Origin of the sequence: Pseudomonas sp. PS02302 (assembly GCF_029959585.1) — a bacterium.
Taxonomy (GTDB): domain Bacteria; phylum Pseudomonadota; class Gammaproteobacteria; order Pseudomonadales; family Pseudomonadaceae; genus Chryseomonas; species Chryseomonas aestiva.
Genome location: NZ_JASCON010000076.1, coordinates 1 through 26,225 on the forward strand (window position 1 = coordinate 1; position 26,225 = coordinate 26,225).

Here is a 26,225-nt window from a genome sequence, read left to right on the forward strand (position 1 = left end):
CACAGGTCTGATTGATCGCCTACTGGACGTAGTCCACCAGGATGCTGGCGCGGCCTGGCGTCTCCCGAGGTGACGCCAGGCCAGCGCGGCTCAGCCCGAGCGTGCCGCCAAATGGGCGGGCACCCAGGGACCCCGGAGCGGAATATGGGGATAGGCGTCGTCGAGGATGCGCAGCTCGGCGTCCTTGGGCGTGTTGTCGCCTTCCCCCTGGATGCTGACGATATCCTGGGGGCAGGCCGAGAAGGCGACGAAGCAGTCCATTTCCGCGCGCAGGGTGATGAAGTCACCCGGGCGGGTCACCGTGGGCAGGGTGTCCAGATGGATATTGTCCGGCTGTACCCGGATGTTCATGAAGATATTGAAGGAGGCGAGGGTGCGCCGGGGCGGTGTGACACCCAGTTCCAGCATGCCTTCGACCAGGTTGTCGGTGCAGTTCCGGTGGTAGTGGCTGCATCCGAGCAGTTCGTAGCGACGGCGGTCGCAGGCCGCCATGAAGGTATCGTGGACCCCCGGAGAGGTGTCTTCGACCACGGTCAGGATCGGGTGGCGCTCGCTGGTGACGAAGCTGTCGCCGACCACGGGATTGAGGTGCTGGGTGTAGACCCGGGTGGCCTCCATGCACATGTATTCGTCGAGGTCATAGGCATTCCAGGCCCAGCAGTCGACGACTTGGGTACCGTGGGTATTGATGACCTGCACGCTTTGGCCGGCGCGCAGGCGGACGGCCTTGCCGTGACCGGCGGGTACGACGATGGAAGCGAGGGGATGGAACATGGATGAACCTCGTGGGTGACTAGTGGATGCGATGGCGGGTAAGGCGGCGCTCCCAGGCGCCGGCGGCCGCATCGATGGCGAGCGTGACCAGCCAGTAGCTCAGGGCGACTGCCAGATAGATTTCCAGGGGGGCGTAGCTTTCCGAAATGGCCTGCTTGGCCGCGTACATGAACTCCTCGACCGAGACCACCGACAGCAGCGCCGAATCCTTCAGCAGGCCGATGAACAGGCCGGTCGCCGGCGGCAGGGCCACGGGGAGCGCCTGGGCCAGGGCGACATGGCGAAAGCTCTGCCAGCGGGACATGCCCAGGGCGCTGCAGGCCTCGAATTGCCCTGGCGGAATGGCCGCGAAGGCGGCGCGCAGCACCTGGGCCAGATAGGGACCGTAGTACAGGGTCAGGGCCGTGACCCCCACCAGGGGCGAGGACAGGGTGAGGCCGTATTCCGGCAGGATGAAGAAGAGCACATAGATCAGCACCAGCAGCGGCAGGCCCATGATGAGGTCGGTGTAGCCGCGCGCCAGCAGCTGGAGCAGTGGCTGGCGGCCGCGCAGCCGGATCCAGGCCAGCAGGGCGGCCAGGAGCAGGGCGGGCAGCGCCGTGATCAGGGAGAGTTGCAGGGTGTAGACCAGGCCGGCAAGCAGCGACGGGGCGTAGGCCAGGATGATGCCCGGATCCATCAGGCGTTCCTCGCGGTGGCGAAACGCCCTTCCAGGCGCCGAGCGAGCAGCAGGATCGGCCAGCACACCAGCAGGTAGCCGGCGACGACCGGCAGCATCACCGGTCCGGCCTCGTAGGTGCGGGCGATGATCAGCTGTCCGGCGTAGGTCAGCTCGGTCACGGCGATCACGGACGCCAGGGGCGTGGTCTTGACGATCAGCGTGAATTCGTTGACCAGCGCCGGCAGGCTGCTGCGCAGCGCCTGGGGTGCCAGGACGTGGCGCCAGCACTGCAGGCGGGAGAGTCCCAGGGCCAGGGGCGCCTCGGTCTGGCCGCTGGCCAGGTTGCGATAGCTTCCCCGCAGGATCTCCGCGGTGTAGGCGGCGCTGTTCAGGCCGAGCGCGAGCACCGCGGCCAGCAGCGGTTTGCCGCCCAGGCCGAGCAGCGGTAGCGAGAAGAACACCAGGAACAGCTGGACGATGGAAGGCGTTCCGCGCATCAGGCTGATGTACAGGCGGCCCAGCCGGCTGGGCAGCCAGGCCTGGTGTTGGCGCAGCCACCAGATGAGGTGACCGACGCTGAAGCTGAGCAGCGCCGCGGCCAGCGTCAGCTCGAGCGTGACCAGCAATCCGGGCCCCAGCTCCGGCAGGATCTTGAGCATCTGTTCCAGCACGGCTTACTCCGGGAAGTCGCTCAGGCTTTCCGCGACCGCGAGCGCCACGGCGCCGACCTGATCGTTGCCGGGAATGCCGGTGCAGCAGGTCGAGACGACGAAGAGCATGTCCTGCACCACGCGGCAGGTGATCCGGTCGCCGACCTTGGTCCGGTTCGGCTGGGGATGCAGGCTGCCATCGCGTTCCAGCACGACATGCATGAACAGGTTGACGGGGTCCGGAAGCTTGGGCTGGCGCCGACCCAGCCGCGCGAGCTCGGCCTGTACCGCTTCGACGCAGCCGGTCTGCGCATAGCCGCGGCTGCGCAGGAAGGCGCTGGTGGAGGCGGGCAGCAGCAGGTCATGCGTGCCCAGGCTGTCCTGGCCCAGGACCATCACCGGGCGCCGCCGGTTGTTCACCAGCCGCATGCCCGAGCCCAGGACATAGGAGTTGCTGAAAACCCGGGTGTGATGGACCGAGAGATGCACCATGGGCTCCCCCTCGCTGAAGCCGAACAGGCTGGCCACCACACCGGCGTCCAGGGCTTCGATGCGCAGCAACTGACCCCGCTTCACGGCGATCGAACCGGCGCTTCCGGCGCGGATCTCGACCCGCAGCACGGGCAGCGGCGCGCGTTCGTCGAGGTGTTCTTTCATCAACAGCATGGGGCGTTCCTCAGGCGGGAGTGGGGGCGGTGTCGGCGATGCGGATATCGATGGGCGTCACGTGCAGGCCATTGCCCGGAATGATGTCCTGCGGGCAGGAGGACACGGCGCAGACCAGGTCCTTGAGCGCCCGGAACACCACGTGATCGCCTGCCTTGCTCCTGGGGTCGGTGACCTGCATGCGGCCGTCGGCGGTCACCGGTCCGTTCTGGAACAGGTTGAAGGGCTCCGGCACGTTGACCGCCAGCAGGCCGTAGCCGGCCAGGCCTTCGTGCAGGTTGTCCAGGCAGTTGCGGTGGCCGTCCACGCCGAAATCGACGCTGAAGCGGGTCGGGTCGCAGGCGGGCACATTGGCATCGTGGACGCCGATGGTGTCGGCGATCACTTCCAGCAGCGGCTCGTCGGCGGTGGAGTAGAGGCAGTCGCCAATCGTGAAGAACAGCGAATTGAGGCGGCGGCGGGTGTGCACCGGGGACAGCTGCTCCTCCAGCCGGCCCCGCACGACGGCGACGAAGTCCGCCGCCTGCTGACCGTCGGTGTCGATGATGGTGAGGTACTGGCCGGCACGGATCTCGAAAGTCCGGCCGTGCCCGGCCGGGACGTGCACGTGATGGGTTGGGCAAGGCATGGGAAGACTCACTGGCGGGGGATGAAGTCGGCGGTGGGCAGGTCGAAGCTGACCCCGAGATAGCGCTGTTGCAGCGCTTTCAGTTCGCCGGATTGCCCAAGGGCGATGATTTCGTCGCTGATCACCTTGTTCAGGCGCGCGTCGTCCTTGCGGGTGGCCCAGCTGATCCACTGGCTGTCACCCAGTTCGCCGACCTGCTTGACCTTGCCGGGCAGCTGCTTGGTCAGACCGCCCAGCACGGTGAGATCGTCGAAGACGAAATCGGCGCGGCGGGTCATGAGCGCGGCCAGGGTCTGGTCGACGCTGTCGACACTGATGATCTTGATCGGCGGGAGCTGCCGCGCCTTCAGTTGGCCGTTGAACTGCCTGAGCAGCTGTTCAGGCGCGGTGGTGGCCTTGACCGCAGCGGTCAGGCCGGAAAGGGCTTCGACGGTCAGCGGGGTAGCCGTCACCCGGGTCTCGTCGGCACGCACCAGGACCGCGTTGACGCTCTTGCCGAAGGGGACGGTGAAGAGAACCTTGGCGGCGCGCTCGGCGGTGACGTTGAGCGAGGAGCCTTCGGCGTCGACGGAGCCGGCGATCAGCGCCGGGATGATGCCGCTGAAGGCCATCTTCTGGTACTCGAGCGCGACGCCCAGTCTGGCGGCTACCCGCTGCATGATTTCCGGTGTATAGCCGACGATGGTGCCGCTGGCGTCCGTGTACTCGTAGGGCGCGAAGGTGGGATCTATGGCCACCACCAGCTTGCCGCGGGCTTTCACGTTATCGAGGGTGTCGGCGCTGGCAGCGCCCAGCAGGCCGAGCCCGAAGGCCAGGGCGGAAAGCGTCATGGCACAGCGGTAAGCAAGAGAGGTCATGGGAGCGCCTAGGTCGAAGGAAGGACCCAGGCCTCATCGCAGAAAGCATGCCATCTCGGGCGGTTGCCGTAGCGAGCGCCGTAACCCCTTGAAGAAACTAATGTTTCTTTTTAATTGTATTTGAAACTTTTGTTTCTTAGGCTTCGGCATGGATTCGCTCCGCTGCCTTTATCCGGTGCATGACGAATTGAAATGGTGCGTCAGCGGGGGTTGTCCAGCTCTTCCAGTTGCTGGTGCAGACGCTCGGCGGTCTCCAGGTGGGAGATCTTGCGGCCGGTCAGTTCCTTGCCGACCAGGGAGCACAGCAGATTGGTGATGGCCGAGACGCTGCTGTTGCTGTCGAACATCAGGGTGCTTTCGGTGTGGCAGCGGATCACCCAGGTCGCCAGCTGAGCGGGGCTACCGGCCAGGACATCGGCCAGGTAGAGCATGCGGACCCCCAGCTGGCCCATCACGGCCATGGCCTTCTCGAGTTGCGGCATCCGCCGCCGCAGCCCGATGCAGATGGCGACATCGTCCGGCCCCAGGCTGGCGAGATATTCGGCCAGGCTGTCGCCGGGCGAGGGCAGCAGCAGGATGTCACCGCGGACCTGGATCAGGTGGCTGCGGACCATGTGGGCGATGGTCTGGCTATGCCGAAAGCCGATGATGACCACCCGCCGGGCACCGACGATGGCGTGCACGGCGGCGAAGAGTTCGTCCTGATTCAGCGACTGATAGGTCTGCCGGACGTTGGCCAGTTCCTGCTCCAGATGATGCTGCAGGAGGTCATCGACCGTGCGCTCGGCGGCGCCACGGTCCTGCAGATAGAGCGGTGATCCCTCTCCACGTAGCGTCCGGGCCTGGCGCCGGGCTTCTTCGTAGGAGGCATAGCCCAGCGTACGGAAGAAGCGTGTGGCGGTGGCCTTGGAGACGCCGGCACGGGTGGCCAGCTCGGTGGCGGTCTGCATGGCGAGCTGGCCAGGCGCGGCCAGGATCACGTCGGACAGCTTCTGCTCCACGACCGACATCTGTTCGTAGCGTGCCTTGATCCGACTCTCCAGGGAGGTGGGTGGCGGTAGCCGAGTCTGGTCGGATGGCAGCATCGAGCGGCTCTGATCTGCAAAGGGAGGCTGCAGTCTAGCGGCAAAGGCGTTGCCGAGCGTAGTGCTCCCGGGTAGCCGCCGACGCTGGCGGTGCGGCAGGTATTGAGCCAGGCCCGCGGACGCGGCGTCTTCAATCCTCGCTGGAGGCGAATCCCTCGAGCCAGCGCGCTTCCGAACAGAGCAGGTGGTGGCGCATGGCGGTCTGGGCACCGATCAGGTCGCGGGCTTCCACCGCGCGCAGGATGGCTTCGTGTTCGGCCACGGCGACGCCCCAGGTCTTCTGGCTTTCGGTCTGCTCGGCGACGTGGGTGGAGAGGGGGCTGTGACGCTCGTCGAACAGCGAGGTGATGATGCGTACCAGCGTGGAGTTGCCGCTCATCCGGGCCAGGCGGCAGTGGAACTTGCGATCGTCCTCCATGGGCGAAAGTCCCTGGGCGATCTTGTCGCTCATGTTCTGGATGCACTTCGCCAGGTAGCGGTAATCGGCCTTGCCGCCCAGGGAACAGGCCAGCACGATGGTCGCGCCCTCGATCATGGCCCGGGCGTGCATCAGTTCCGAAGGACTTTCGCCAAGGGTGGAGGTCCGGGCGCCATTGTTCAGCAGCGCGGCGTTCACATAGATGCCGGAGCCCTGGCGGACCTCGATGCTGCCTTCGATTTCCAGGGCGATCAGGGCTTCGCGCAGCGACGGCCGGGAGACGCCCAGCAACAGCGCCAGATCGCGCTCCGGCGGCAAACGGGTACCGGCTTCGATGGCGCCCTCGCGGATATGCTGGCGCAGGCGATCCGCGATCTTCTGGTAGAGCTTTCTTTCGGTGGTGGCAGTGGGCAGCGTCATCGATGAAACCTGCATCTTCAAGGGCTTCAGTATCTCATGGGCTACCCGGTTCGGCGCCAGCGGCTCAGGGCAGGGCGGCCAGCTCGAACAGCGGGGTCGCCAGCTGCCACTTCTCCGATCCCGCCTCGGGCGAGGACAGCTGATAGCGCGCCATCAGGGTTTCCCATTCCTGGATCCTGGGATTGCGCTGTTCCAGCTCGTGCAGGCGGTCGAAGGAGAAGTCCGGTCCGGCTTCGAGCAGCATGGTCAGCCGACAGCCGAGTCGCCAGATGGTCATGTTGGCGACGCCGGCTTCGCGCAGATGGGCGATGACCTCGGGCCAGACCGCCGCGTGCTGGCGTTCGTATTCGGCGATGAGCGCGGGGTCGTCCCGCAGGTCCAGCAGCAGACAGTAGCGTGTCATGTTCTCGCTCCTCGGCCGGTGGCGGCCGATCAGACCCGTTCAGATTTCGACGATGGCTTTGACGACGCCGCGGGCCGGGTCCAGCAGCTCCGCGAAGCGGGTGGGCAGCTCGGCCAGTTGCAGGCGGTGGGTATTGAGTGCCGCGTCCGGGATCAGGCCCTCGCGCAGGCAGCGCTCGACATGCTGGAAATCCTCGGCGGTGGCGTTGCGACTGCCCAGCAGGGTGGTCTCGCGCTTGTGGAATTCGGGATCGGCGAAGCGGATGTGATCCTTGACCACCGAGATCAGCACATAGCTGCCGGCATGGGCGACGAATTCGAAACCCCGCTCGATCGCGCGGGCGTTGCCGGTGGCGTCGAACACCACATCGAAGAAGTCGCCGTCGGTCAGCCGCGCCAGTTCGTCCTTGTCGCCGTCACCGACGGTGACCGTGGCCGCGACCTGCAGGTGCTGGCGACAGAATTCCAGGCGATCGGTGCGGGTGTCGAGGACGGTGACCTGAGCCCCGGCGATGCCGGCGAAGATCGCCGCCGCCATGCCGATGGGGCCGGCGCCCACCACCAGCACGCGCTGTGCCTGGCCCAGCCCCGAACGGCGCACGGCATGGGCGCCGATGGCGAGAAATTCCACCATGGCCGCCTGGTCGAGGGTGAGGCCCTCGGCTTTGAAGACGAAGCGGTCGGGCAGACTGAGATATTCGGTCAGGGCGCCGTCGCGGTGCACGCCCAGGACCGCGATCTTGGTGCAGCAGTTGGTCTTGCCCTGGCGGCAGGCGATGCACTCGCCGCAGGACAGGTAGGGCACCACATAGACGATGTCCCCCGCCTGCAGGCGCCCGCTGTCGTCGGTTGCCTCGACGACGCCGGAAATCTCGTGGCCCATCACCCGCGGGTATTCCAGATAGGGCTGGTTGCCTTCGTAGATGTGCAGGTCGGTGCCGCAGACGCCGACCCGGCGGATGCGGATCAGGGTTTCGCCTGCGCCACGGGCGGGCTTGGGGGTATCGCGGGAGACCAGCAGGCCGGGTTTTTCACAGATGACGGTCAGCATAGGAAGACTCCGCATCGCTCGGGATGCACATTGGATTCATGGCGCGGCGCGCGCCGGGAATGGCAGCCAGCGTCCGGCGCCCGGGAGCGGGGTGGCTAGGGCTGTGCAATTTCATGCCGGGGCTCCTGGCACGGGGGCCTCGGCGTCCAGCAGGCCACGCTGCTTGAGGGTGCTCCAGAATTCCGCCGGAATGGGCGTCTGCAGCCAGGCCACGTTGCTGGCCACCTGCTCGGCGCTGCGCGCGCCGATGACCGCGGAGGCGACCGCCGGGTGCGCCAGGGGAAATTGCAGGGCCGCGGCGGCCAGCGGGATCGCGAATTCGGCGCAGACAGCCTGCAGGGCCCGCACCTTGGCCACCACCGCTGGCGGCGCGGCGCCATAGTCGAAGTGCTGGCCACCGGCGAGGATCCCGGAATTGAACACCCCGCCGGCGACGATGGCGTGGCCCTGGGCCAGGCAGCGATCGAGCAGGGGGCTCAGGCTCTCCTGCTCCAGCAGGGTGTAGCGACCGGCCAGCAGGGTGCAGTCCAGCGAGCACTCGTCGAGGCTGTCGACCACGACCTCCCATTCGTTGACGCCCAGGCCGATGGCCTGGATCTGGCCAGCGCCGCGCAACTCTTCCAGCGCGCGGAAACCGCCGCCGCGGGTCAGCGCCTGCCAGTGCCGGTCATGCCGCTCGCCATGGGTGCGGCGGCCGATGTCGTGCACATAGAGGATGTCGATCCGCGCCAGCCCCAGTCGCTGCAGGCTGTCTTCATGGGACCTGAGGATGGCGTCGTAGCTGTAGTCATAGACCGGCTTGAAGGGCAGTGGCCGGGCCCAGCCGTCGTCGTTGGCGCGCTCGCTGCCGTTGGGCGCGAGGAGCCGGCCCACCTTGCTGCTGAGCACGACGTTATCCCGCGGCAATTCGTCGAGAAAGGCCCCGAGGCGATGCTCCGAGCGGCCATAGCCATAGAAGGGCGCCGTATCGAAATAGCGGATGCCCTGCTGCCAGGCGCCGGCCAGGGTGTCGACGGCCTGCTGCAGGGGCATGTCCCGGTACAGTCCGCCCAGCTGGGAGCAGCCGAGCCCGAGCACCGGCAGGGCCAGCGGGCTTTTCGCCAGGGGACGCCGTTCGGAGAGATTCATCGCCAGGCCTCCGCTCAATAGAGCACGTTGCGGGCGTCAGGGCTGTCCAGATTGGCCTTGTCGATGAGCAGGACGCCGGTGTCGATGAACTTGGGCACCTTCTGCTTCTCGATGACCTTGATCACCGTGGCGACCGATTCCAGGCCCATGCGATAGGAACTCTGCACCACGATGGCGTCCAGGGTGCCGTCGCGCACGAAGCCCTGCAGATCCTCGTTGCCGTCGAAGCCGATGGCCTGCAGCTTGCCGGCCTTGCCGGACTGGGCGATGGCCCGCGCCATGCCGACCGCGGTCGGTTCGTTGGCGCCGTAGATGCCCTTGAGGTCGGGATTGGAGGCCAGGACGTCGGTGGTCTGGTTGAGGGCGTTGGCCATCTGCGACTGGGAATAGAAGGGGCCCACCACGGTCAGCTGCGAATGCTGCTCCAGGTATTTGCGGAAGCCGCCGACCCGGCCCGTTTCCGAACCGGTGCCCGGCACATAGGACATGATGGCGATCTTGCCGGTCTTGCCGACCTTCTCGATCATGCGCTGGGCGGACAGCTCGCCGGCCTTGTTGTTGTCGGTGGAGAGAAAGGACTGGTAGTAGGGCGCGCCGCTTTCCGCCACCGAGGAGTCGATCAGCACCACCGGGATATGGGCTTCCCAGGCCTGCTTGATGGCCGGCACCAGGGCGTCCGGGTCGGACGGCGCCAGCACGATGCCCGAGACGCCGCGGTTGACGGCATTGACCACCATGTTCACCTCGTCGGCGATCGCCGATTCCGAGGCCGGTCCCTGGAAGGTGACCTTGTAGCTGGTGTGCTGCTTGGCCGTTTCCTGCACGCCCTTCTGCACGTTCTGCCAGTAGTTGGAGTTGGCACTCTTGACGATGACGGCGATTTCGCCGTTACCGGCCAGCGCCAGGGAGGTCGCGGCGGAGAGGGCGACACCCAGGACCACTTTCTTGAAGTTTTTCATCGGTCGTTCCTTGTTGTTGTTATCGAGGGTTCACTTCTTGCGGTTGCGGAGCTGGTCGATACAGACGGTCAGCAGGATCACCAGGCCGATGATGATCTGCTGGGTGAAACTGGAGACGCCGAGCATGTTGAGGCCGTTGCGCAGCACGCCGATGGTGAAGGCGCCGATCAGGGTGCCCGACACGCTGCCGATGCCACCGGAGAGCGAGGTGCCGCCGATCACCGCGCTGGCGATGGCGTCCAGTTCGTACATCACCCCTTCGTTCGGTTGGGCGGTGACCAGGCGCGACATCAGCACCGCGCCGGTCAGGCCGGCCAGCACGCCGGACAGCACATAGGTGAAGAGGGTGACCGCGCGCACCTTGACCCCGGAGAGCCGGGCCGCTTCGGCGTTCGAGCCCACGGCATAGATGTGGCGGCCCAGGCGGGTGCGGCTGAGCACCAGCCACAGGGCGATGGCCAGGACGATCATGATGATCACCGGGTAGGGGATGCCCGGAAAGATCACGTTGGGAAAGCCGTCGTCGCCGATGCGTTCGATGCGGCCCAGGGTGCCGTTGCCGAGTACGCCAAAGGCGGCGCCGAGGCCGGAGATGGGCTGGGCATCGGTCAGTCGCAGCGCCAGGCCGCGGGCCACCAGCATCATGCCCAGGGTGGCGATGAAGGGCGGCAGCTTGACCAGGGTCACGAACAGGCCGTTGATCGCGCCGCAGATCCCGCCGACGATCAGCCCGACCAGGATGCCCACCTCGATGGACGCCCCGGCCTTGACCGCCATGGCGTTGGCCACGCCGGCCAGGGCCAGCACCGAGCCCACCGAGAGGTCGATGCCGCCGGTGATGATCACCGCCGTCGCACCGAGGCCGAGAAAGGCGATGGAGGTGACCTGCAAGGCCACGCTCATGCCGTTGCCCATGGTGAGGAAGGCACTGCTCATGGAGGAAAACACCGCGATCAGGGCCAGCAGGCTGACCAGGGCGCCAAACTTCTGCAGAAATTCTTTTTGTTTTTCGGTCATTTCTCTGTCTCGCTCGACACGCGTGGACGACCTGCCGTCAGTGCGACGTGCAGCCGGAGGCGTAGTGCATGATCTGGTCCTGGGACGTGGCCCGGGTCTCGACGTCACCGGTCAGGCGACCTTCGTGAAAGACCAGGATCCGATCGCTCATGCCCAGCAATTCCGGCAGTTCCGAACTGATCAGGACGACACCGATGCCCTGGGCCGCCAGCTGGTCCATCATTTCGTAGATGGCGTACTTGGCGCCGACGTCGATCCCCCGGGTGGGCTCGTCGAAGAACATGATCCGGGCGTCCCGGAACAGCCATTTGCCGATGATGATCTTTTGCTGGTTGCCGCCCGAGAGGTAGCGGGTGACCTTGTCGATCGAGGGCGTGCGGATGTCCAGCCGCCGCACGTAGTCCTGGGCGACCCGCGCCTCCTCTTTGAAGCGGATGAAGCCCAGCGGCCCGCAGAGGGCATCCAGATTGGCCAGGGTCAGGTTGTGCGCCAGGGTCATCTTGACCGCCAGGCCGTCCTTCTTGCGGTCTTCGGACAGGTAGGCGATGCCCTGGTCGATGCCGTCGCGCGGACTGCGGATAGTGACCGCGCGGCCGTTGATTTCCACCTGGCCGGCATCCAGCCGATCGGCGCCAAAGATCGCCCGGGCGATCTCGGTGCGCCCGGCGCCCATGAGGCCGGCGAAGCCGAGGATCTCGCCGCGGCGCAATTCGAAGCTGATGTCCTGGAAGACCCCCTTGCGGCTCAGGCCTTGCGCCCGCAGCAGCACCTCGCCGGTGGGCACCGAGGTGCGCGGCGGAAATTTCTCGTCGAGGGAGCGCCCGACCATGCCCGCCACTATGGCGTCGACACTGGTGTCGGCAAAGCGTTGGGTGGAGACGTAGCGACCGTCGCGCAGGATGGTTACCCGGTCGACGATGTGGCGCATCTCGTCCAGCCGGTGGGAGATGTAGAGCATGCCGACGCCGCGCGCCTTGAGGTCCTGTATGACCTTGAACAGTGCCTGGGTTTCGCTTTCGGTCAGCGAGGAGGTCGGTTCGTCGAGGATGAGCACCCGGGCGTCCAGCGACAGCGCCTTGGCGATCTCCACCATCTGCTGCTGGGCCACCGACAGCTTGGCCACCGGGGCGCGGGGGCTGATGGCCACGCCCAGGCGCGCCAGGCAGGCTTCGGTGTCCGCCTGCATCTTGCGTCTGTCGATCAGGCCGAAGCGCGCCGGCTCGCGGGCCAGGAAGATGTTTTCCGCCACCGTGAGGTGGGGCACCAGATTGAGTTCCTGGTGAATGATGGCGATGCCGACATGCTCGGCTTCCGACACGGATTTGAAGTGCCGCTCTTCGCCGAGGTAGCGGATCCGCCCCTCGTCCGGCGGCTGCTGGCCGCTGACGATCTTCATCAGGGTGGACTTGCCGGCACCGTTCTCGCCGCAGATGGCGTGGACTTCACCCGGGTAGAGGCTGAGGCTGACGTCGTCGAGGGCCACGACGCCGGGAAAGCGCTTGGAAATTTTTTCGAGCGTCAGGCAGGGCGCGGGCGCGGCCGGTACGGGGCCGCCACCTTCGCCGCGGGGCGATGGGGTATCCAGCATGGTGCTCTCTCTTTTTGTTGTTCTAGGGTCATTGCCCTATGTGAGATCCATGGCAGGGAAAGCTACACCCCCGTTCGGATATCTGGCAAGACCAATTTGATTTTTTAGAATTGGTCTTGCCAGGCATCCGAACGGGTTGGTGAAGACGTCAGTGCGCAAGGTCGGTGATGGCTGACGGACGGACCAGGCGTTCAGCAGGGCGTGGCTTGGTGGACAGACTGGTGCGGGAGGGAAACGGAAAGGGCAGACCAACAGGCGCAACGTCTGGTCCATGGGTCCATCTGAAGTATCTGGGGAAAGGCGCTTTGGGTGGCCCGACGCTATTCAGGCCGGGCCACCGACCGAGAGGTCCTAGCGCACGGGCGCAGCCGCGCCGGCACGCGCCGGGCGGGCGTCGCGGAAGCTGACCAGAAAGGCCAGCAGCACGCCCAGGGAGAACACCGCCGGGAACAGCCAGATGCCCTGCCAGTCATGGCCGGCGGCGCTGGCATAGTGATCCGAGACCGTGCCGGCCACCCGGAAGCCGACCAGCATGCCCACGCCGTAGGTGGCCAGGGTGATCAGGCCCTGGGCCGCGCTCTTGTCTGCTGCGCCCGCCTTGGCGTCGGTATAGATCTGCCCGGAGACGAAGAAGAAGTCGTAGCAGACCCCATGCAGGGCGATGCCCAGCAGCAGGTAGGCGAGGGCGTCACCCTGGGCACCCAGGGCGAAGCAGCCATAGCGCACCGCCCAGGCCAGCATCCCCACCAGCAGGGTGCGCTTGAGGCCGAAGCGGCGGATGAACAGCGGCAGGAGCAGCATGAAGCCCACCTCGGACACCTGGCCGAGGGTCATCATCCCGGTGGGATTGGCCACCCCCAGTTCGGCGAGAAAGAGGTTGGCGTTCTGGTAGTAGAAGGCCAGCGGAATGCAGATCAGCACCGAGGCGGCAAAGAACACCGCGAAGCTGCGGTCCTTGAGCAGGCGCAGGGCGTCCAGGCCGAGCATCGCGCCCAGTCCGCCGCGGGTGGCCGGCAGCGGCGCGGTGCGCGGCAGGCTGAAGCTGTAGAAACCGAGGAGGAGGGAGGCCGCGGCGCCGAGCAGGAAGGTGTTGCGCAGGGCGCCGGCGGCGATGCCGCTGCGGCTGTCCCAGGCGAAGACGAAGCTGATCGCCAGGCCGGCGGCGATCCAGCCCAGGGTGCCCCAGACGCGGATCCTGGCGAATTGCCGGGCCGGATCGGCCAGGTGGCGGAAGGCCACGGAATTGGCCAGCGCCAGGGTCGGCATGTAGCAGAGCATGTAGGCCAGCACCAGCGGATAGAAGGTGGTGAAATCGGCCGCCGCATAGAGCTGGTAGAGCAGCACCGCACCGGCCAGGTGCAGCAGGCCGAGGATGCGCTCGGCGTTGAAGTAGCGATCGGCGATCAGGCCGATCACGAAGGGCGCCAGGATCGCGCCCCAGGACTGGGTGGCGAAGGCCTGGCCGATCTGGCCGCCATTGGCGCCCAGGGTGTTGCCGAGAAAGGTCGCCAGGGTGACGAACCAGCTGCCCCAGATGAAGAACTGCAGGAACATCAGGGTGCTCAGGCGTAGCGAAAGTGCGTTCATCGTCGTTTCCTTGTTGTGGGTTATGTGACGAAAAAACGAGGGGGTCCTTACTCCAGGCCGAGCATTCGCCGATTGCGCGCCGGATCGGCCTCGCTGCCGGCGAAGTCGTCGAAGGCGCGGGTGGCCGGCTGGATCAGGTGACGCTGGATAAAGGGCGCTCCTTCGGCCGCGCCCTGGGCCGCGTCCTTGAGGCAGCACTCCCATTCCAGCACCGCCCAGCCGTCGAAGCCGTACTGGGTGAGCTTGCTGAAGATGGCGCCGAAATCGACCTGGCCGTCGCCCAGGGAGCGGAAGCGCCCCGGCCGCTCGGCCCAGTCCTGGTAGCCGCCATAGACGCCGCTGCGGGCATCGGGACGGAATTCCGCGTCCTTGACGTGGAACATGCCGATGCGTGCGTGATAGCGGTCGATGAAGCCCAGGTAGTCCAGCTGCTGCAGGACGAAATGGCTGGGGTCATAGAGGATCCGCGCCCGGGGATGGTCGTCGACCGCCGCCAGGAAGCGCTCGAAGGTGGCGCCATCGTGCAGGTCCTCGCCGGGATGCAATTCGAAGCAGAGGTCGATGCCTTCTTCGCCGTAGACGTCGAGGATGGGGCGCCAGCGACGGGCCAGCTCGGCGAAGCCTTCGTCCACCAGGCCCGCCGGACGCTGCGGCCAGGGATAGACATAGGGCCAGAGCAGGGCGCCGGAAAAGCTCGCCACCGCCTTGAGACCGAGGCGGCGGCTGGCCTTGGCGGCCAGCTTGAGCTGCTTGACCGCCCAGGCCTGGCGCTCTTCCGGGCGGCCGCGCAGTGCCGGCGGGGCAAAGGCGTCGAAGGCCTCGCCGAAGGCTGGATGCACGGCTACCAGTTGTCCCTGCAGGTGGGTGGAGAGTTCGCTGATGGCCACTCCGGCGTCGGCGCACTGGCCGAGCAGTTCGTCGCAGTAGTCCTGGCTGGCGGCGGCGCGCTCCAGATTCGGGCACTGGGGCCCCAGCGTCGGCAGCTGGATGCCCCGGTAGCCGAGGTCCGCCGCCCAGCGCGCCAGGTTGGGCAGGGTGTCGAAGGGCGGCTGGTCATCGAGAAACTGGGCGAGAAAGATCGCCGGGCCCTTGAGGCCGGGACGAGCGTTGGCGGCCATGTTCAGGCTCCTGGGGTCGGTAGGGAGGTCCAGGCGCCCTGGCGCCGATGGCTGGCCAGGGCGGTTTCGATAAAGGCCAGGCCGCGCCAGCCCGTGCGGATGCCGGGCAGGCCCGGCGCGGGATCGGCGGGATCGCGAATGGCCGCGGCCAGCTGGCGATAGAGATTGGCCAGGGCTTCGAGATAGCCCTCCGGGTGCCCGGCGGGCAGGCGCAGGCGCTGCTGGGTGCCGGCACTGAGCCAGGGCAGGCCGAGGCCGGCGCGCAGGTCCTGCGGCGGTTGGTCGAGGCTGCGCTGCAGCAGGCTGTTGGGCTCCTGCTGCCGCCATTCCAGACTGCCGCGCTCACCGTAGAGACGGATGCGCAGGCCATTTTCCTCGCCAATGCAGACCTGGCTGGCCAATAGGCTGCCGCTGGCGCCCGCGGTGGTCTCGAACAGCACCATGACATCGTCGTCCAGGCGCCGACCGGGCAGGTGGCTGCGCAGCTGGGCGCTGAGGCGGGTGATGGGCTGGCCGCCGATGAATTCGGCGAGGCTGAAGGCATGGGTGCCGATGTCGCCCAGGCAACCGCCCGGGCCGGAGGCGGCCGGATCGTCGCGCCAGGCTGCCTGCCGATTGCCGGTGGCGGCCAGGTCCTGGGCGAGCCAGCCCTGGGGGTATTCCACATGGATCTTGCGCAGGGCCCCCAGCTCTCCGCGGGCGACCCGCTCGCGGGCCTCCCACACCAGGGGATAGCCGAGGTAGCTGTGGGCCAAGGCGTAGCGCAGGGGCAGGGCGGCCAGCGTGTCCGCCAGGCGCTGTACCTCGGCCAGCGAGATGCCCGCGGGTTTTTCCGAGAAGACGTGGAAGCCGGCGGTCAGGGCTGCCTGGGCGATGGGCACATGGAGGTCGTTGGGCGTGACGATCACCAGCAACTCGATCCGCTGCTCGGGGGGTAACCGGGCCTCGTCGGCCAGCAGGGTCTGCCAGGAGGCATGGACCCGTGCGGGCGCCAGGCCGAGTTCCCGTCCAGTCGCGCCGTTGTTGGCGGGATCACGGCTGAAGGCGCCGCAGACCAGTTCGAGTTCGCCATCCAGGGCCGCTGCGCGTCGGTGGGCCGCGCCGATGAAGGCGCCCTGGCCGCCACCGATCATGCCGTAGCGAACCTTGCCGCCGGTTTCCGCCTGCATCCTCTTACCCTCGGTTTATTATTGTCTTGAGTGTAACCGGTTACATCTGCGGGTATTTGGAGCCCGTGGCGGTCGATAGTCAAGCGCCCGGCGGACGTACGGCTTGCCCGCACGCAGGGCTTTGCGCACAGTGACAGCCTTTCCCCGCTCTCCGAGGCCGCATGTCCAACATCCGCAGGGTCGCCGAACTGGCCGGGGTATCGGTCGCTACCGTGTCGCGCACCCTGAAGAATCCCGAGGTGGTGGCGCCAGCGACCCGCGAACGGGTGCAGGCCGCCGTGACCGCGGCCAACTACCGGCCCAATGGGATGGCGGTGCAGTTCCGTTCGCGACGTACCGGCAATCTGGTGGTGTTGGTGCCGCTGATCGCCAACAGCTTCTTCGCCCGCGTCATCGCCGGCATCCAGCAGGCGGCCCAGGCGGCGGGGTATCGGGTGCTGCTGTGCGATACCGCGGGCGACGAGGCCCGCGAGCGCGAGTATGCCGAACTGGTCTATGCGCGGCAGGCGGACGGGGTGATCCAGTTGCGCGCCTTCGATCCCTTCGCCGGTGACCCCGACGCACCGCCGGTGGTGAATGCCTGTGAGGTGCTAGCCGAGCACACCTGGCCCAAGGTGCGGCTGGACAACCGTGCCGCCGCCCGCAGCCTGACCGAACACCTGCTGGCGCTCGGTCACAGGCGCATCGCCCTGATCAAGGGGCCGGAAGACAGCCCGCTGACCCTGGAGCGCCTGGCCGGTTACCAGGCGGCGCTCACCCGGGCCGGCATCCCGCTGGACCCGGATCTGCTGCACCCGGGCGATTTCACCCTGGCCGCCGGCGCCGCCGCGGCCCGGGCGCTGCTGAGGCTACCGGAACGGCCCACCGCGCTGTTCTGCTGCAGCGACGAGATGGCGATCGGCGCCCTGCAAAGCCTTCGCGGCGCGGGCCTGCGGGTGCCCGAGGACCTGTCACTGGCGGGCTTCGACGACATCGCCTTCGCCGCCTACAGCGATCCCCCGCTGACCACCATCGCCCAACCAGCGGAGGCCTTCGGCCAGCGAGCGGTGGCCCTGTTGCTGGAGATCCTCAGCGGCGCGGCGCCGACCACCCGGGAGGTGGTGCTGCCCTTCGAACTGGTGGTGCGAGGGAGTACCGGGGCCTGCCACGGCCGCTGACACTCGGGCGCGGCAGAACCGGCTATCGTCGCTCGGGTTGTTCGGGATCGCGCCGGACAGCTCGTCGCCCTGGAGCACGGCGGCCGCTGCCCGCTAATGCGGCTCGGTCGCCAGCCTAACGGCGACTTCCTCGACCAGCTGGATGGTTTCCGCCGTCAGGGCTTCAAATTGAAAGAGGATGTCCTGCAATTCCGGGCTGCCCATATCCACTTCGCGGAGCTGATCGATTCTTCGCGTCAGCAACCGGTGAATGTTCAACAGGCAATCGCGGTCGGGATTGTCGGGTATGGCGAGGCGGCTGCTCATCCTTGTCTCCGTGTTAACTGACCACCATGACCCTCGATATCGTCTGGCAAGCGGCTTTGTTGAGGTGGTTCGTCGCCGACGACGTGCGTGAGAATGCTGCTTCCAGGGGTTGACGCAGCACCGCGGATAGCCAGCGAACAGGGTGACGGGCGCTAGTCACCCTTTCTGCAGAACCGTCGTGAAGGATTCGGCGAAACCCCAAGCCAGGCTCGACGTTGATGGCACCCCAACGGTGAAGGGTTCAGGGGCAGGACTTCTTCGATCGACGAACCAGCGCTGCGCGTCAGGCCTGGCAAACGTCCGCTATCCGGGCTTTCAACAGATTCGCCAACTCATCGAAGAGGATCTGCACCGAGCGCAGCGACAGATTGTCCGGGCGGGTCAGCAGCCAGATATCGGTGTCGCAACCGGGCAGCGCCGGACCCAGGCGCTCGACGCCGTCCAGACTGCTGATCATGAAGTCGGGGAGGGGGGCCACCCCGAGACCGGCGCCGACCAGGCTGCCGACCGAGGACATGCTGCTGCAGCGATAGCGCGGGGTGAGGCTGGGGTAGGCCTGGCGCAGCCAGGTGACCGAGACGTGATCGGCGAGGGAATCGTCCGGGGCGATCCAGGGCAGTTCGGTGGCCAGCTGGCCGTAACCGGCGCGATAGCGCTCGTGACCGCAGACGAAGTAGGAGCTGCGACCGAGCCGCCGGCCGATCAGGTGTTCCGGCGGGGCGTTGGACAGGCGCAGGGCGATGTCCGCATCCCGCCGGCTCAGGCTGGCGAAGGTGTTGGAGGTGGCGACGTCCAGGGCGACCGCCGGATAGCGCGGCATGAGCTCGGCGAGCCCCGGCAGGAGCAGGCTGCGCAGCACGGCATCGGTGCAGGTCAGGCGGACCGTGCCGCTGATGACGTTCTCGCCCTGGGTGAGGGCGATGCGCGCCGCCTCCAGCGCCTGTTCGGCGCGCTCGGCCTGTTCGGCGAGGGCCTTGGCACTTTGGGTCGGGGTGTAGCCGCGGCGGGTCTTGTCGAACAGCGCGACCTGCAGATTGGCTTCGAGCTTGCGGATGGCGCGAAACACCGTGGAGACGTCCACCTGCAGCTGCTCGGCAGCCCTGGCCAGGGTCCGGCCGCGCACCAGGGCGAGGATCAGCTTGAGATCGGCATGGCCTATCTGATATTGCATCCGTGCATTCTTCCTTTGCCAATTCGCCGATATGGGTTGCGCTCATGCCAATTTATACTGGCCCAGCCCGTCGAGGGCAATCAGGTGGAAGGGCGGACCTTGGCAAAGAGGGTCGGCGCCTGCAGCAAACACCGCCCACAGCCACGCTGCCAGACCCGCACGAGCAAGCACAACGAAGCGGGCCAGCGTCAAGGATGCCTCCCATGAATTCGATATCCCCCCGCGTCGTCCAGCTCACCGAAGCCAACGGCTTTCTCAAGGAGCACCCGGAAATCCAGTACGTCGATCTGTTGATCACCGACATGAACGGCGTCATCCGGGGCAAGCGCGTCGAGCGGGCCAGTCTCTCCAAGGTCTATGAGCGCGGCATCAACCTGCCGGCCTCGCTGTTCGCCCTGGACATCAACGGCTCCACGGTGGAAAGCACCGGCCTGGGCCTGCACATCGGCGATGCCGACCGCACCTGCTTTCCCATCCCCGGTACCCTGAGCTACGAGCCCTGGCAGAAGCGCCCGACCGCGCAACTGCTGATGACCATGCACGAGCAGGACGGCTCGCCGTTCTTCGCCGATCCGCGCGAGGTGCTGCGGCGGGTGGTGAAGAAGTTCGACGACCTGGGCCTGACCATCTGCGCCGCCTTCGAACTGGAGTTCTATCTGATCGACCAGGAGAACGTGAACGGCCGGCCGCAGCCGCCGCGCTCGCCGATCTCAGGCAAGCGACCGGTCTCCACCCAGGTCTATCTGATCGATGACCTGGACGAGTATGTGGATTGCCTGCAGGACATGCTCGAAGGCGCCAAGGAGCAGGGGCTGCCGGCCGACGCCATCGTCAAGGAATCCGCGCCGGCGCAATTCGAGGTCAACCTGCACCACGTCGAGGACGCCATCAAGGCCTGCGACCATGCGGTGCTGCTCAAGCGGCTGATCAAGAACATCGCCTACGACCATGAGATGGATTCCACCTTCATGGCCAAGCCCTATCCCGGTCAGGCCGGCAACGGTCTGCACGTACACATCTCGCTGCTGGACAAGCAGACCGGGCAGAACATCTTCGCCACCAATGATCCCGAGCACCATGCGCCGCTGCGCCATGCCATCGCCGGTATCCTGGAAACCCTGCCGGCGTCGATGGCCTTCCTCTGCCCGAACGTCAATTCCTATCGCCGCTTCGGTGCCCAGTTCTATGTGCCCAACGCCCCGAGCTGGGGCCTGGACAACCGTACCGTGGCGGTGCGTGTGCCCACCGGCAGCAGCGAGGCGATCCGCATCGAACACCGCGTCGCCGGGGCCGACGCCAATCCCTATCTGATGATGGCCTCGATCCTCGCCGGCATTCATCACGGCATGACCCAGGGCCTGGAGCCCGGCGCTCCGGTCAGCGGCAATTCCTACGAACAGCTCGAACAGAGCCTGCCGAACAACCTGCGCGATGCCTTGCGCCGGCTGGACGATAGCGCGGTGATGAATCAGTACATCAGCCCCGAGTACATCGACATCTTCGTCGCCTGCAAGGAGGCCGAGCTGGAGGAGTTCGAGACCACCATCTCCGATCTCGAATACAACTGGTATCTGCATACCGTCTAGGAGGCGTGATCATGACCGTGCTGACGCAACAGGACTGGGAGCAGCGCGCCCAGGCATTGACCATCGAAGCCCGCGCCTTCATCGACGGCCGCTACCAGGCCGCCCTGGGCGGTGCGACCTTCGACGACCTGAGTCCGGTGGATGGTCGGCAGCTGGCGCGGGTGGCCAGTTGCATGGCCGAGGATGCCGAGCGGGCCGTACGGGCCGCCCGGGCGAGTTTCGCGCGGGGCGACTGGGCGCATCAGGCGCCGGCGCAGCGCAAGCGGGTGCTGATCGCCTTCGCCGAGCTGCTGCTGGCGAATGCCGAGGAGCTGGCCCTGCTGGAAACCCTCGACATGGGCAAGCCGATCAGCGACTCGCTCGCCATCGACGTGCCGGCGGCGGCCAACGCCCTGCGCTGGAGCGCCGAGGCCATCGACAAGGTCTATGACGAGGTGGCGCCCACCCCGCGCGACCAGCTGGGTCTGGTGACCCGCGAGCCGGTCGGGGTGGTCGCGGCCATCGTGCCCTGGAATTTCCCCCTGATGATGGCCTGCTGGAAGCTCGGGCCGGCGCTGGCCACCGGCAACTCGGTGATCCTCAAGCCGTCCGAGAAGTCGCCGCTGACCGCCATCCGTATCGCCGCCCTGGCGCTGGAGGCCGGTATCCCGGCGGGGGTGTTCAACGTGCTGCCCGGCTACGGCCACACCGTCGGCCAGGCGCTGGCGCTGCATCCGGACGTCGACACCCTGGTCTTTACCGGTTCCACCCGCATCGCCAAGCAGCTGCTGGTCTATGCCGGCGAGTCGAACATGAAGCGCGTCTGGCTGGAAGCGGGTGGCAAGAGTCCCAACATCGTCTTTGCCGACGCCCCGGACCTGGGGGCGGCGGCCGAAGCGGCCGCGGCGGCCATCGCCTTCAACCAGGGCGAGGTGTGCATCGCCGGCTCGCGGTTGCTGGTCGAGCGTTCGATCAAGGCGCGCTTCCTGGCCCTGGTGGCGGAGGCGCTGCAGGCTTGGGCGCCGGGTCATGCCCTGAATCCCGACACCCGCGTCGGCGCCCTGGTGGACGAGGGCCATCTGCGTACCGTGCTGGGCTTCATCGAAGCCGGCCGCGCCGAGGGTGCCCGGCTGGTGAGCGGTGGCGCGCGGGCCCTGAGCGAGACCGGCGGCAGCTACGTGACCCCGACCATCTTCGACGGGGTGGACAACGCCATGCGCATCGCCCGGGAAGAGATCTTCGGCCCGGTGCTGGCGGTGATCGACTTCGATGACGAAGAAGAGGCCGTGCGTATCGCCAACGACACCCCCTATGGCCTGGCCGCCGCCGTCTGGACCCGTGACCTTTCCCGCGCCCATCGCGTGGCCCGCGCCTTGCGTGCGGGCAGTGTCTGGGTCAACCAGTATGATGGCGGCGACATGACGGCGCCTTTCGGTGGCTTCAAGCAATCCGGCAACGGACGCGACAAGTCGCTGCACGCCTTCGACAAATACACCGAACTCAAGGCGACCTGGATCAAGCTCTGAACAGGCGCGGCGGCCCGGGCGTTCGCGCCGGGGCCGTAGGCAGAGGACCCTCACCATGCAACAACACGTCGGCAGTTACTACGCGGCTTCGCGCAACCTCCACACCGAATACCCGGCGCTGCAAGGCAGTGTCGACAGCGACGTCTGCGTCATCGGCGCCGGTTACACCGGGCTTTCCACCGCGCTGTTCCTGCTGGAGCATGGCTTCAGCGTGACGGTGCTGGAAGCGGCGCGGGTCGGCTTCGGCGCCTCCGGGCGCAATGGTGGCCAGATCGTCAACAGCTACAGCCGCGACATCGATACCATCGAACGCCAGTTGCCGCCCAGGCAGGCGCAACTGCTGGGCGAGATGGCCTTCGAAGGCGGGCGCATCATTCGCGAGCGCATCGCCCGCTACGACATCCAGTGCGATCTCAAGGACGGCGGCGTCTTCGCCGCCCTGACCGGCAAGCAGCTCGGTCACCTGGAAGCCCAGCAAAAGCTCTGGGAGCGCTACGGCCATGCCCAGTTGCAACTGCTCGACAAGGCCGGAATCGGCGCGGTGGTCGGTACCGATCGCTATCTGGGCGGCCTGCTGGACATGAGCGGCGGCCATATCCACCCGCTGAACCTGGCCCTGGGCGAGGCGGCGGCCGTGGCGTCCCTGGGCGGCAAGATTTACGAGCAGAGCGCGGCCACCCGCATCGACCGCGGCGCCAACCCCGTGGTGCACACCTCTCAGGGCCAGGTGAAGGCGCGCTTCGTGGTGGTGGCCGGCAACGCCTACCTGGGCGGGCTGGTGCCGGAGCTGGCCGCCAAGTCCATGCCCTGCGGCACCCAGGTGCTCACCACCGAGCCGCTGTCCGAGGACATGGCGCGCAGCCTGCTGCCCCAGGACTATTGCGTGGAGGACTGCAACTACCTGCTCGACTACTTCCGTCTCAGCGCCGATCGCCGGCTGATCTACGGCGGTGGCGTGGTCTATGGCGCGCGGGATCCGGCGGACATCGAGGCGATCATCCGGCCGAAGATGCTGCAGACCTTCCCGCAGCTCAAGGGCGTGAAGATCGACTTCACCTGGACCGGCAACTTCCTGCTGACGCTGTCGCGCCTGCCCCAGGTGGGCCGCCTCGGCGACAACATCTACTACTCCCAAGGCTGCAGCGGTCACGGCGTCACCTATACCCACCTGGCGGGCAAGGTGCTGGCCGAGGCGCTGCGCGGCCAGGCCGAGCGCTTCGATGCCTTCGCCGGCCTGCCGCACTATCCCTTCCCGGGCGGGCAGCTGCTGCGCGTGCCCTTCACCGCACTGGGCGCGACCTACTACCAGCTGCGCGATCGCCTCGGTATCTGACCCTGTCCGCCCGCCGCGAACCGGCGGGCTCTCTGGAGATAAGCCATGTCCCCTATGCCCCTGATCGGCGTGACGGCGTGCCGGCAGACGCTCGGCAAATACGATTCCCATACCGTCGGCGACAAGTACGTCGAGGCGGCGGGTCATGCCGGTGTGCCGGTGGTGCTGCCGGCGCGCAGCGTGCCGAGCGATCCGCAGGCGCTGCTGGCGCACCTGGACGGCCTGCTGTTCACCGGCTCGCCGTCCAACGTCGAGCCCCATCACTACCAGGGACCGGCGAGTCTCGCCGGCACCCAGCACGATGCCGCCCGCGACGCCTACACCCTGCCGCTGCTGCGCCTGGCCATCGACCGCGGCATCCCGGTGTTCTGCATCTGCCGCGGTTTCCAGGAGCTGAACGTGGCCCTCGGCGGCAGCCTGCACCAGCGGGTGCAGGAACTACCCGGGCATGACGACCATCGCGAACCCCAGAGCGAGCTGCTCGCCGAGCAGTACGCGCCCACCCATCCGGTCGCGGTGCCGCCCGGTGGGGTATTCGAGCGCCTCGGCCTGCCGGCCAGCTTCCAGGTGAATTCGCTGCACAGCCAGGGCATCGCGCGCCTGGCGCCCGGACTGCGCATCGAGGCCCAGGCGCCGGATGGCCTGGTGGAAGGGGTCTCCCTGGCCGACGCCCCGGGCTTCGTCGTCGGCGTGCAGTGGCATCCCGAGTGGAATTTCCGCGACAACCCCGAATCCCTGGCGCTGTTGGACGCCTTTCGCGACGCCTGCCAGCGCCATGCCGCCGCGCGCTAGGCACCTTGCCGCCTACGCCGGACGCTGAATAACAATTCCAATCGCAGGGCAGAGACCTATGACTGAACAGCGCAAGGGCACGCCGGCCGGCGGCTCGGATACCGCCGGGCCGACAGCCCTGGCCGATCCGTCCGCCAAGGGCCTGGCTGCCGGCTCCCTGGGGCTGCTCGCCTGCGTGGTGCTGGGCATTTCCACCATCGCCCCCGTCTACACCCTGACCGGCGCCCTGGGTCCCACCGTGCGCGAAGTAGGCGTCTATCTGCCCGCGGTCTTCATCGTCGGGTTCCTGCCGATGCTGCTGGTGGCCCTGGGGTATCGCGAGCTGAACGCCGTCGATCCGGACAGCGGCACCTCCTTTACCTGGTCCACCCGCGCCTTCGGACCCATGATCGGCTGGATCGGTGGCTGGGGGCTGGTGACGGCCACCACCATCGTCCTCTCCAACCTCGCCGGCGTGGCGGTGGACTTCTTCTACCTGTTCCTCGCCCAGCTCAGCGGCCGGGCGGAGTTGGCCACGCTGTCGCAGCACCTGCTGGTGAACGTCGTCACCTGCTGCGTGTTCATCGCCATCGCGGTCTGGATCAGCTGTCGCGGCATCGGCATGACCATGAGTGTCCAGTACGGCCTGGTGGCCCTGCAGCTGCTGGTGCTGATCGGCTTTTCCCTGGCGGCCTTCAACGCTGCGCCCGCGGCGGCGCCGGTGGTCTTCCACCCGGAGTGGTTCAACCCCTTCAACGTCGAGTCCTTTTCCGCCTTCGCCGCCGGGCTGTCGCTGTCGATCTTCATCTTCTGGGGCTGGGATGTCTGCCTGACGGTGAGCGAAGAGTCGGTGGGCAGCCAGAAGGTGCCAGGGCGGGCGGCCACGGTCACGGTGCTCCTGATCCTGCTGCTGTACCTCTTCACCGCCGCGGCGACCCTGCAATTCGCCGGCATCAGCGACGCCGGTCTGGGCCTGGGCAATCCGGAGATCCAGGAAAACGTCTTCGCCCACCTGGCCGGTCCGGTGATGGGGCCGCTGGCGATCCTGATGTCCATCGCGGTGCTGGCCAGTACCGCCGCCTCGCTGCAGTCCACCTTCATCTCGCCCGCGCGCACCCTGCTGGCGATGGGATACTACGGCGCGGTGTCGCGGCGCTTCGCCCACATCTGCCCGAGATCGCGCACGCCGCGCTATGCCACCATTGCCGCCGGCATCGCCACCGGCGGCTTCTATGTGGTCATGCGCATCCTCAGCGACAACGTCCTGGCCGACACCATCACCGCCCTGGGCATGATGATCTGCTTCTACTACTCGCTGACCGCCTACGCCTGCGTCTGGTATTTCCGCCGCAGCCTGTTCGCCAGCCTGCGCCATGCGCTGCTGCGCGGCCTCTGTCCGCTGCTCGGCGCCCTCATCCTTTCGGTGATCTTCTGGCAGACCGCCCTCGCCAGCCTCTCGCCGGACTTCGGCAGTGGCTCCCACCTCGGCGGCATCGGCCTGGTGTTCATCATCGCCGTGGTGATTCTGGGGCTGGGTCTGGCACTGATGCTGTTCGCCCGCTGGCGTGCGCCGGCGTTCTTCCAGGGCGAGACCCTGGAGGCGGTCCCGCACCAGGGCTGAATGGGGGCGGGCAGGGCGCCCGCCCCCAGGCTCAGTGACCCAGGACGGCTGAACCGCTCGCCCGGGTGCCGGCGGGAAAGCCGTGGCGCCGGGCACTGGTGGCTATGGCCAGGGCGCCCAGGGCCAGCGCCACCACGGCCCAGCTCAGGGCCTGGGGGCCGATGCCTTCCAGCAACAGCCCGCCGAGGATGCCACCCCCGGCGATGGCACTGTTCCAGGTCACCACGTTCATCGCCAGGGCCGCATCGGCACCACTCCCGGCGGTATCCGCCAGGGCGGTCTGCAGCAGGGTGGCCGCGCCGCCAAAGGTCAGGCCCCAACCGAAGACGCCCAGGTACTGCAGCAGTGCCGAATCCCGGTTAAGCCCCAGTAGCAGCGCGATCGCGGCGAAGCCGGCAAGACTCACCAGCACGGCCCGCCGCAGGCTGTGATCGACGATCCGCCCGGTGATCCAGATCCCCGCCAGCGAGGCCACCCCGAAGGTCAGCAGCACCCGGTCGACCTGATCGCCCAGGCCGGCCTGGGCGACGAAGGGCGCGATATAGGTGTAGAGCAGGTTGTGGGCCAGCATCCAGGTAAAGACCACGCCGAGGATGG

General features: G+C 67.2%; 25 protein-coding genes and 1 pseudogene. 6 read left to right on the top strand and 20 right to left on the bottom strand.

The features are described from left to right. Positions 1–90 precede the first annotated feature (90 nt). The 17 genes from QMX82_RS20495 to QMX82_RS20575 all read right to left on the bottom strand — a co-directional run bounded on the left by QMX82_RS20495 (position 91) and on the right by QMX82_RS20575 (position 16,178). Entirely contained in the window at positions 91–774 is a 684-nt protein-coding gene (locus tag QMX82_RS20495; RefSeq protein WP_282287020.1) for an urea carboxylase-associated family protein, read from the bottom strand. A gap of 19 nt (positions 775–793) precedes the next feature. Continuing rightward, on the bottom strand, positions 794–1,453 hold the full coding sequence (locus QMX82_RS20500; protein WP_282287022.1) for an amino acid ABC transporter permease: 660 nt from the start codon (positions 1,451–1,453) through the stop codon (positions 794–796). Further along, positions 1,453–2,106: an amino acid ABC transporter permease gene (locus QMX82_RS20505; protein WP_282287024.1), complete on the bottom strand. Its 654-nt coding sequence runs from the start codon at positions 2,104–2,106 to the stop codon at positions 1,453–1,455. Before QMX82_RS20505 ends, QMX82_RS20500 begins: the two co-directional genes overlap by 1 nt. A gap of 3 nt (positions 2,107–2,109) precedes the next feature. Further along, the gene (locus tag QMX82_RS20510; RefSeq protein WP_282287026.1) at positions 2,110–2,751 is read right to left on the bottom strand and encodes an urea carboxylase-associated family protein; all 642 of its coding nucleotides are present in this window, start codon (positions 2,749–2,751) and stop codon (positions 2,110–2,112) included. A 10-nt stretch (positions 2,752–2,761) separates the two neighbouring features. Then, positions 2,762–3,379 (bottom strand): DUF1989 domain-containing protein, encoded by a 618-nt coding sequence (locus tag QMX82_RS20515; RefSeq protein WP_208691531.1) that lies wholly within the window; start codon positions 3,377–3,379, stop codon positions 2,762–2,764. Between the two features lie 8 nt (positions 3,380–3,387). Next, on the bottom strand, positions 3,388–4,236 hold the full coding sequence (locus QMX82_RS20520; RefSeq protein WP_282287030.1) for a transporter substrate-binding domain-containing protein: 849 nt from the start codon (positions 4,234–4,236) through the stop codon (positions 3,388–3,390). A 200-nt stretch (positions 4,237–4,436) separates the two neighbouring features. Beyond that, positions 4,437–5,321: a MurR/RpiR family transcriptional regulator gene (locus QMX82_RS20525; RefSeq protein WP_208691529.1), complete on the bottom strand. Its 885-nt coding sequence runs from the start codon at positions 5,319–5,321 to the stop codon at positions 4,437–4,439. Positions 5,322–5,451: 130 nt separating this feature from the next. After that, on the bottom strand, positions 5,452–6,159 hold the full coding sequence (locus QMX82_RS20530; RefSeq protein ID WP_158897078.1) for a FadR/GntR family transcriptional regulator: 708 nt from the start codon (positions 6,157–6,159) through the stop codon (positions 5,452–5,454). Positions 6,160–6,223: 64 nt separating this feature from the next. Next, positions 6,224–6,562 (bottom strand): L-rhamnose mutarotase, encoded by a 339-nt coding sequence (locus QMX82_RS20535; RefSeq protein ID WP_208691528.1) that lies wholly within the window; start codon positions 6,560–6,562, stop codon positions 6,224–6,226. 39 nt (positions 6,563–6,601) lie between these two features. Continuing rightward, entirely contained in the window at positions 6,602–7,612 is a 1,011-nt protein-coding gene (locus QMX82_RS20540) for a zinc-binding alcohol dehydrogenase family protein (protein ID WP_282287036.1), read from the bottom strand. Between the two features lie 111 nt (positions 7,613–7,723). Then, complete coding sequence (locus QMX82_RS20545) at positions 7,724–8,740, bottom strand: aldo/keto reductase (RefSeq protein WP_282287038.1); 1,017 nt, start codon at positions 8,738–8,740, stop codon at positions 7,724–7,726. Between the two features lie 14 nt (positions 8,741–8,754). Then, positions 8,755–9,699 carry an ABC transporter substrate-binding protein gene (locus QMX82_RS20550; RefSeq protein WP_133860903.1) on the bottom strand — a complete coding sequence of 315 codons (945 nt, stop codon included), beginning with the start codon at positions 9,697–9,699 and terminating at the stop codon, positions 8,755–8,757. A 30-nt stretch (positions 9,700–9,729) separates the two neighbouring features. After that, complete coding sequence (locus tag QMX82_RS20555; protein WP_027602020.1) at positions 9,730–10,716, bottom strand: ABC transporter permease; 987 nt, start codon at positions 10,714–10,716, stop codon at positions 9,730–9,732. A gap of 37 nt (positions 10,717–10,753) precedes the next feature. Continuing rightward, complete coding sequence (locus tag QMX82_RS20560) at positions 10,754–12,304, bottom strand: sugar ABC transporter ATP-binding protein (protein ID WP_282287047.1); 1,551 nt, start codon at positions 12,302–12,304, stop codon at positions 10,754–10,756. Between the two features lie 351 nt (positions 12,305–12,655). Then, positions 12,656–13,891 carry an MFS transporter gene (locus QMX82_RS20565; RefSeq protein WP_282287049.1) on the bottom strand — a complete coding sequence of 412 codons (1,236 nt, stop codon included), beginning with the start codon at positions 13,889–13,891 and terminating at the stop codon, positions 12,656–12,658. Between the two features lie 47 nt (positions 13,892–13,938). Continuing rightward, on the bottom strand, positions 13,939–15,009 hold the full coding sequence (locus QMX82_RS20570; protein ID WP_208691522.1) for a sugar phosphate isomerase/epimerase family protein: 1,071 nt from the start codon (positions 15,007–15,009) through the stop codon (positions 13,939–13,941). 2 nt (positions 15,010–15,011) lie between these two features. Next, complete coding sequence (locus QMX82_RS20575; protein WP_282287052.1) at positions 15,012–16,178, bottom strand: Gfo/Idh/MocA family protein; 1,167 nt, start codon at positions 16,176–16,178, stop codon at positions 15,012–15,014. 161 nt (positions 16,179–16,339) lie between these two features. On the opposite strand from QMX82_RS20575, the gene QMX82_RS20580 reads away from it, so the two are divergent. Next, positions 16,340–17,335: a LacI family DNA-binding transcriptional regulator gene (locus QMX82_RS20580; protein WP_282287054.1), complete on the top strand. Its 996-nt coding sequence runs from the start codon at positions 16,340–16,342 to the stop codon at positions 17,333–17,335. Positions 17,336–17,428: 93 nt separating this feature from the next. On the opposite strand, the gene QMX82_RS20585 is transcribed toward QMX82_RS20580, so the two are convergent. Both QMX82_RS20585 and QMX82_RS20590 read right to left on the bottom strand, forming a co-directional pair. Then, positions 17,429–17,641 (bottom strand): hypothetical protein, encoded by a 213-nt coding sequence (locus tag QMX82_RS20585; RefSeq protein ID WP_158896673.1) that lies wholly within the window; start codon positions 17,639–17,641, stop codon positions 17,429–17,431. A gap of 283 nt (positions 17,642–17,924) precedes the next feature. Then, positions 17,925–18,812, bottom strand: a complete 888-nt coding sequence (locus tag QMX82_RS20590) for a LysR family transcriptional regulator (protein WP_282287056.1) — start codon at positions 18,810–18,812, stop codon at positions 17,925–17,927. A 203-nt stretch (positions 18,813–19,015) separates the two neighbouring features. Here QMX82_RS20590 and QMX82_RS20595 point away from each other — a divergent pair, with 203 nt between their 5' ends. From QMX82_RS20595 to QMX82_RS20615, 5 genes are read left to right on the top strand one after another with little or no spacing between them, the layout of a single operon-like run. Beyond that, the gene (locus tag QMX82_RS20595; RefSeq protein ID WP_282287058.1) at positions 19,016–20,398 is read left to right on the top strand and encodes a glutamine synthetase family protein; all 1,383 of its coding nucleotides are present in this window, start codon (positions 19,016–19,018) and stop codon (positions 20,396–20,398) included. An 11-nt stretch (positions 20,399–20,409) separates the two neighbouring features. Then, positions 20,410–21,903 carry an aldehyde dehydrogenase gene (locus QMX82_RS20600; RefSeq protein WP_208691517.1) on the top strand — a complete coding sequence of 498 codons (1,494 nt, stop codon included), beginning with the start codon at positions 20,410–20,412 and terminating at the stop codon, positions 21,901–21,903. Between the two features lie 55 nt (positions 21,904–21,958). Further along, on the top strand, positions 21,959–23,236 hold the full coding sequence (locus tag QMX82_RS20605) for an NAD(P)/FAD-dependent oxidoreductase (RefSeq protein ID WP_208691516.1): 1,278 nt from the start codon (positions 21,959–21,961) through the stop codon (positions 23,234–23,236). A gap of 45 nt (positions 23,237–23,281) precedes the next feature. After that, on the top strand, positions 23,282–24,028 hold the full coding sequence (locus QMX82_RS20610) for a gamma-glutamyl-gamma-aminobutyrate hydrolase family protein (protein ID WP_208691515.1): 747 nt from the start codon (positions 23,282–23,284) through the stop codon (positions 24,026–24,028). Positions 24,029–24,086: 58 nt separating this feature from the next. Then, positions 24,087–25,628 (top strand): APC family permease, encoded by a 1,542-nt coding sequence (locus QMX82_RS20615; protein ID WP_208691514.1) that lies wholly within the window; start codon positions 24,087–24,089, stop codon positions 25,626–25,628. A gap of 31 nt (positions 25,629–25,659) precedes the next feature. Here QMX82_RS20615 and QMX82_RS20620 read toward each other — a convergent pair. Next, positions 25,660–26,225, bottom strand: a pseudogene (locus tag QMX82_RS20620) (MFS transporter); the annotation flags it as partial.

Excerpts from the sequence above, each read along its gene's own strand:
- QMX82_RS20495 (WP_282287020.1), bottom strand. The coding sequence starts at position 774 with ATGTTCCATCCCCTCGCTTCCATCGTCGTACCCGCCGGTCACGGCAAG.
- QMX82_RS20500 (WP_282287022.1), bottom strand. The coding sequence starts at position 1,453 with ATGGATCCGGGCATCATCCTGGCCTACGCCCCGTCGCTGCTTGCCGGC.
- QMX82_RS20510 (WP_282287026.1), bottom strand. The coding sequence starts at position 2,751 with ATGCTGTTGATGAAAGAACACCTCGACGAACGCGCGCCGCTGCCCGTG.
- QMX82_RS20515 (WP_208691531.1), bottom strand. The coding sequence starts at position 3,379 with ATGCCTTGCCCAACCCATCACGTGCACGTCCCGGCCGGGCACGGCCGG.
- QMX82_RS20520 (WP_282287030.1), bottom strand. The coding sequence starts at position 4,236 with ATGACCTCTCTTGCTTACCGCTGTGCCATGACGCTTTCCGCCCTGGCC.
- QMX82_RS20525 (WP_208691529.1), bottom strand. The coding sequence starts at position 5,321 with ATGCTGCCATCCGACCAGACTCGGCTACCGCCACCCACCTCCCTGGAG.
- QMX82_RS20530 (WP_158897078.1), bottom strand. The coding sequence starts at position 6,159 with ATGACGCTGCCCACTGCCACCACCGAAAGAAAGCTCTACCAGAAGATC.
- QMX82_RS20535 (WP_208691528.1), bottom strand. The coding sequence starts at position 6,562 with ATGACACGCTACTGTCTGCTGCTGGACCTGCGGGACGACCCCGCGCTC.
- QMX82_RS20540 (WP_282287036.1), bottom strand. The coding sequence starts at position 7,612 with ATGCTGACCGTCATCTGTGAAAAACCCGGCCTGCTGGTCTCCCGCGAT.
- QMX82_RS20545 (WP_282287038.1), bottom strand. The coding sequence starts at position 8,740 with ATGAATCTCTCCGAACGGCGTCCCCTGGCGAAAAGCCCGCTGGCCCTG.
- QMX82_RS20550 (WP_133860903.1), bottom strand. The coding sequence starts at position 9,699 with ATGAAAAACTTCAAGAAAGTGGTCCTGGGTGTCGCCCTCTCCGCCGCG.
- QMX82_RS20555 (WP_027602020.1), bottom strand. The coding sequence starts at position 10,716 with ATGACCGAAAAACAAAAAGAATTTCTGCAGAAGTTTGGCGCCCTGGTC.
- QMX82_RS20560 (WP_282287047.1), bottom strand. The coding sequence starts at position 12,304 with ATGCTGGATACCCCATCGCCCCGCGGCGAAGGTGGCGGCCCCGTACCG.
- QMX82_RS20565 (WP_282287049.1), bottom strand. The coding sequence starts at position 13,891 with ATGAACGCACTTTCGCTACGCCTGAGCACCCTGATGTTCCTGCAGTTC.
- QMX82_RS20570 (WP_208691522.1), bottom strand. The coding sequence starts at position 15,009 with ATGGCCGCCAACGCTCGTCCCGGCCTCAAGGGCCCGGCGATCTTTCTC.
- QMX82_RS20575 (WP_282287052.1), bottom strand. The coding sequence starts at position 16,178 with ATGCAGGCGGAAACCGGCGGCAAGGTTCGCTACGGCATGATCGGTGGC.
- QMX82_RS20580 (WP_282287054.1), top strand. The coding sequence starts at position 16,340 with ATGTCCAACATCCGCAGGGTCGCCGAACTGGCCGGGGTATCGGTCGCT.
- QMX82_RS20585 (WP_158896673.1), bottom strand. The coding sequence starts at position 17,641 with ATGAGCAGCCGCCTCGCCATACCCGACAATCCCGACCGCGATTGCCTG.
- QMX82_RS20590 (WP_282287056.1), bottom strand. The coding sequence starts at position 18,812 with ATGCAATATCAGATAGGCCATGCCGATCTCAAGCTGATCCTCGCCCTG.
- QMX82_RS20595 (WP_282287058.1), top strand. The coding sequence starts at position 19,016 with ATGAATTCGATATCCCCCCGCGTCGTCCAGCTCACCGAAGCCAACGGC.
- QMX82_RS20600 (WP_208691517.1), top strand. The coding sequence starts at position 20,410 with ATGACCGTGCTGACGCAACAGGACTGGGAGCAGCGCGCCCAGGCATTG.
- QMX82_RS20605 (WP_208691516.1), top strand. The coding sequence starts at position 21,959 with ATGCAACAACACGTCGGCAGTTACTACGCGGCTTCGCGCAACCTCCAC.
- QMX82_RS20610 (WP_208691515.1), top strand. The coding sequence starts at position 23,282 with ATGTCCCCTATGCCCCTGATCGGCGTGACGGCGTGCCGGCAGACGCTC.
- QMX82_RS20615 (WP_208691514.1), top strand. The coding sequence starts at position 24,087 with ATGACTGAACAGCGCAAGGGCACGCCGGCCGGCGGCTCGGATACCGCC.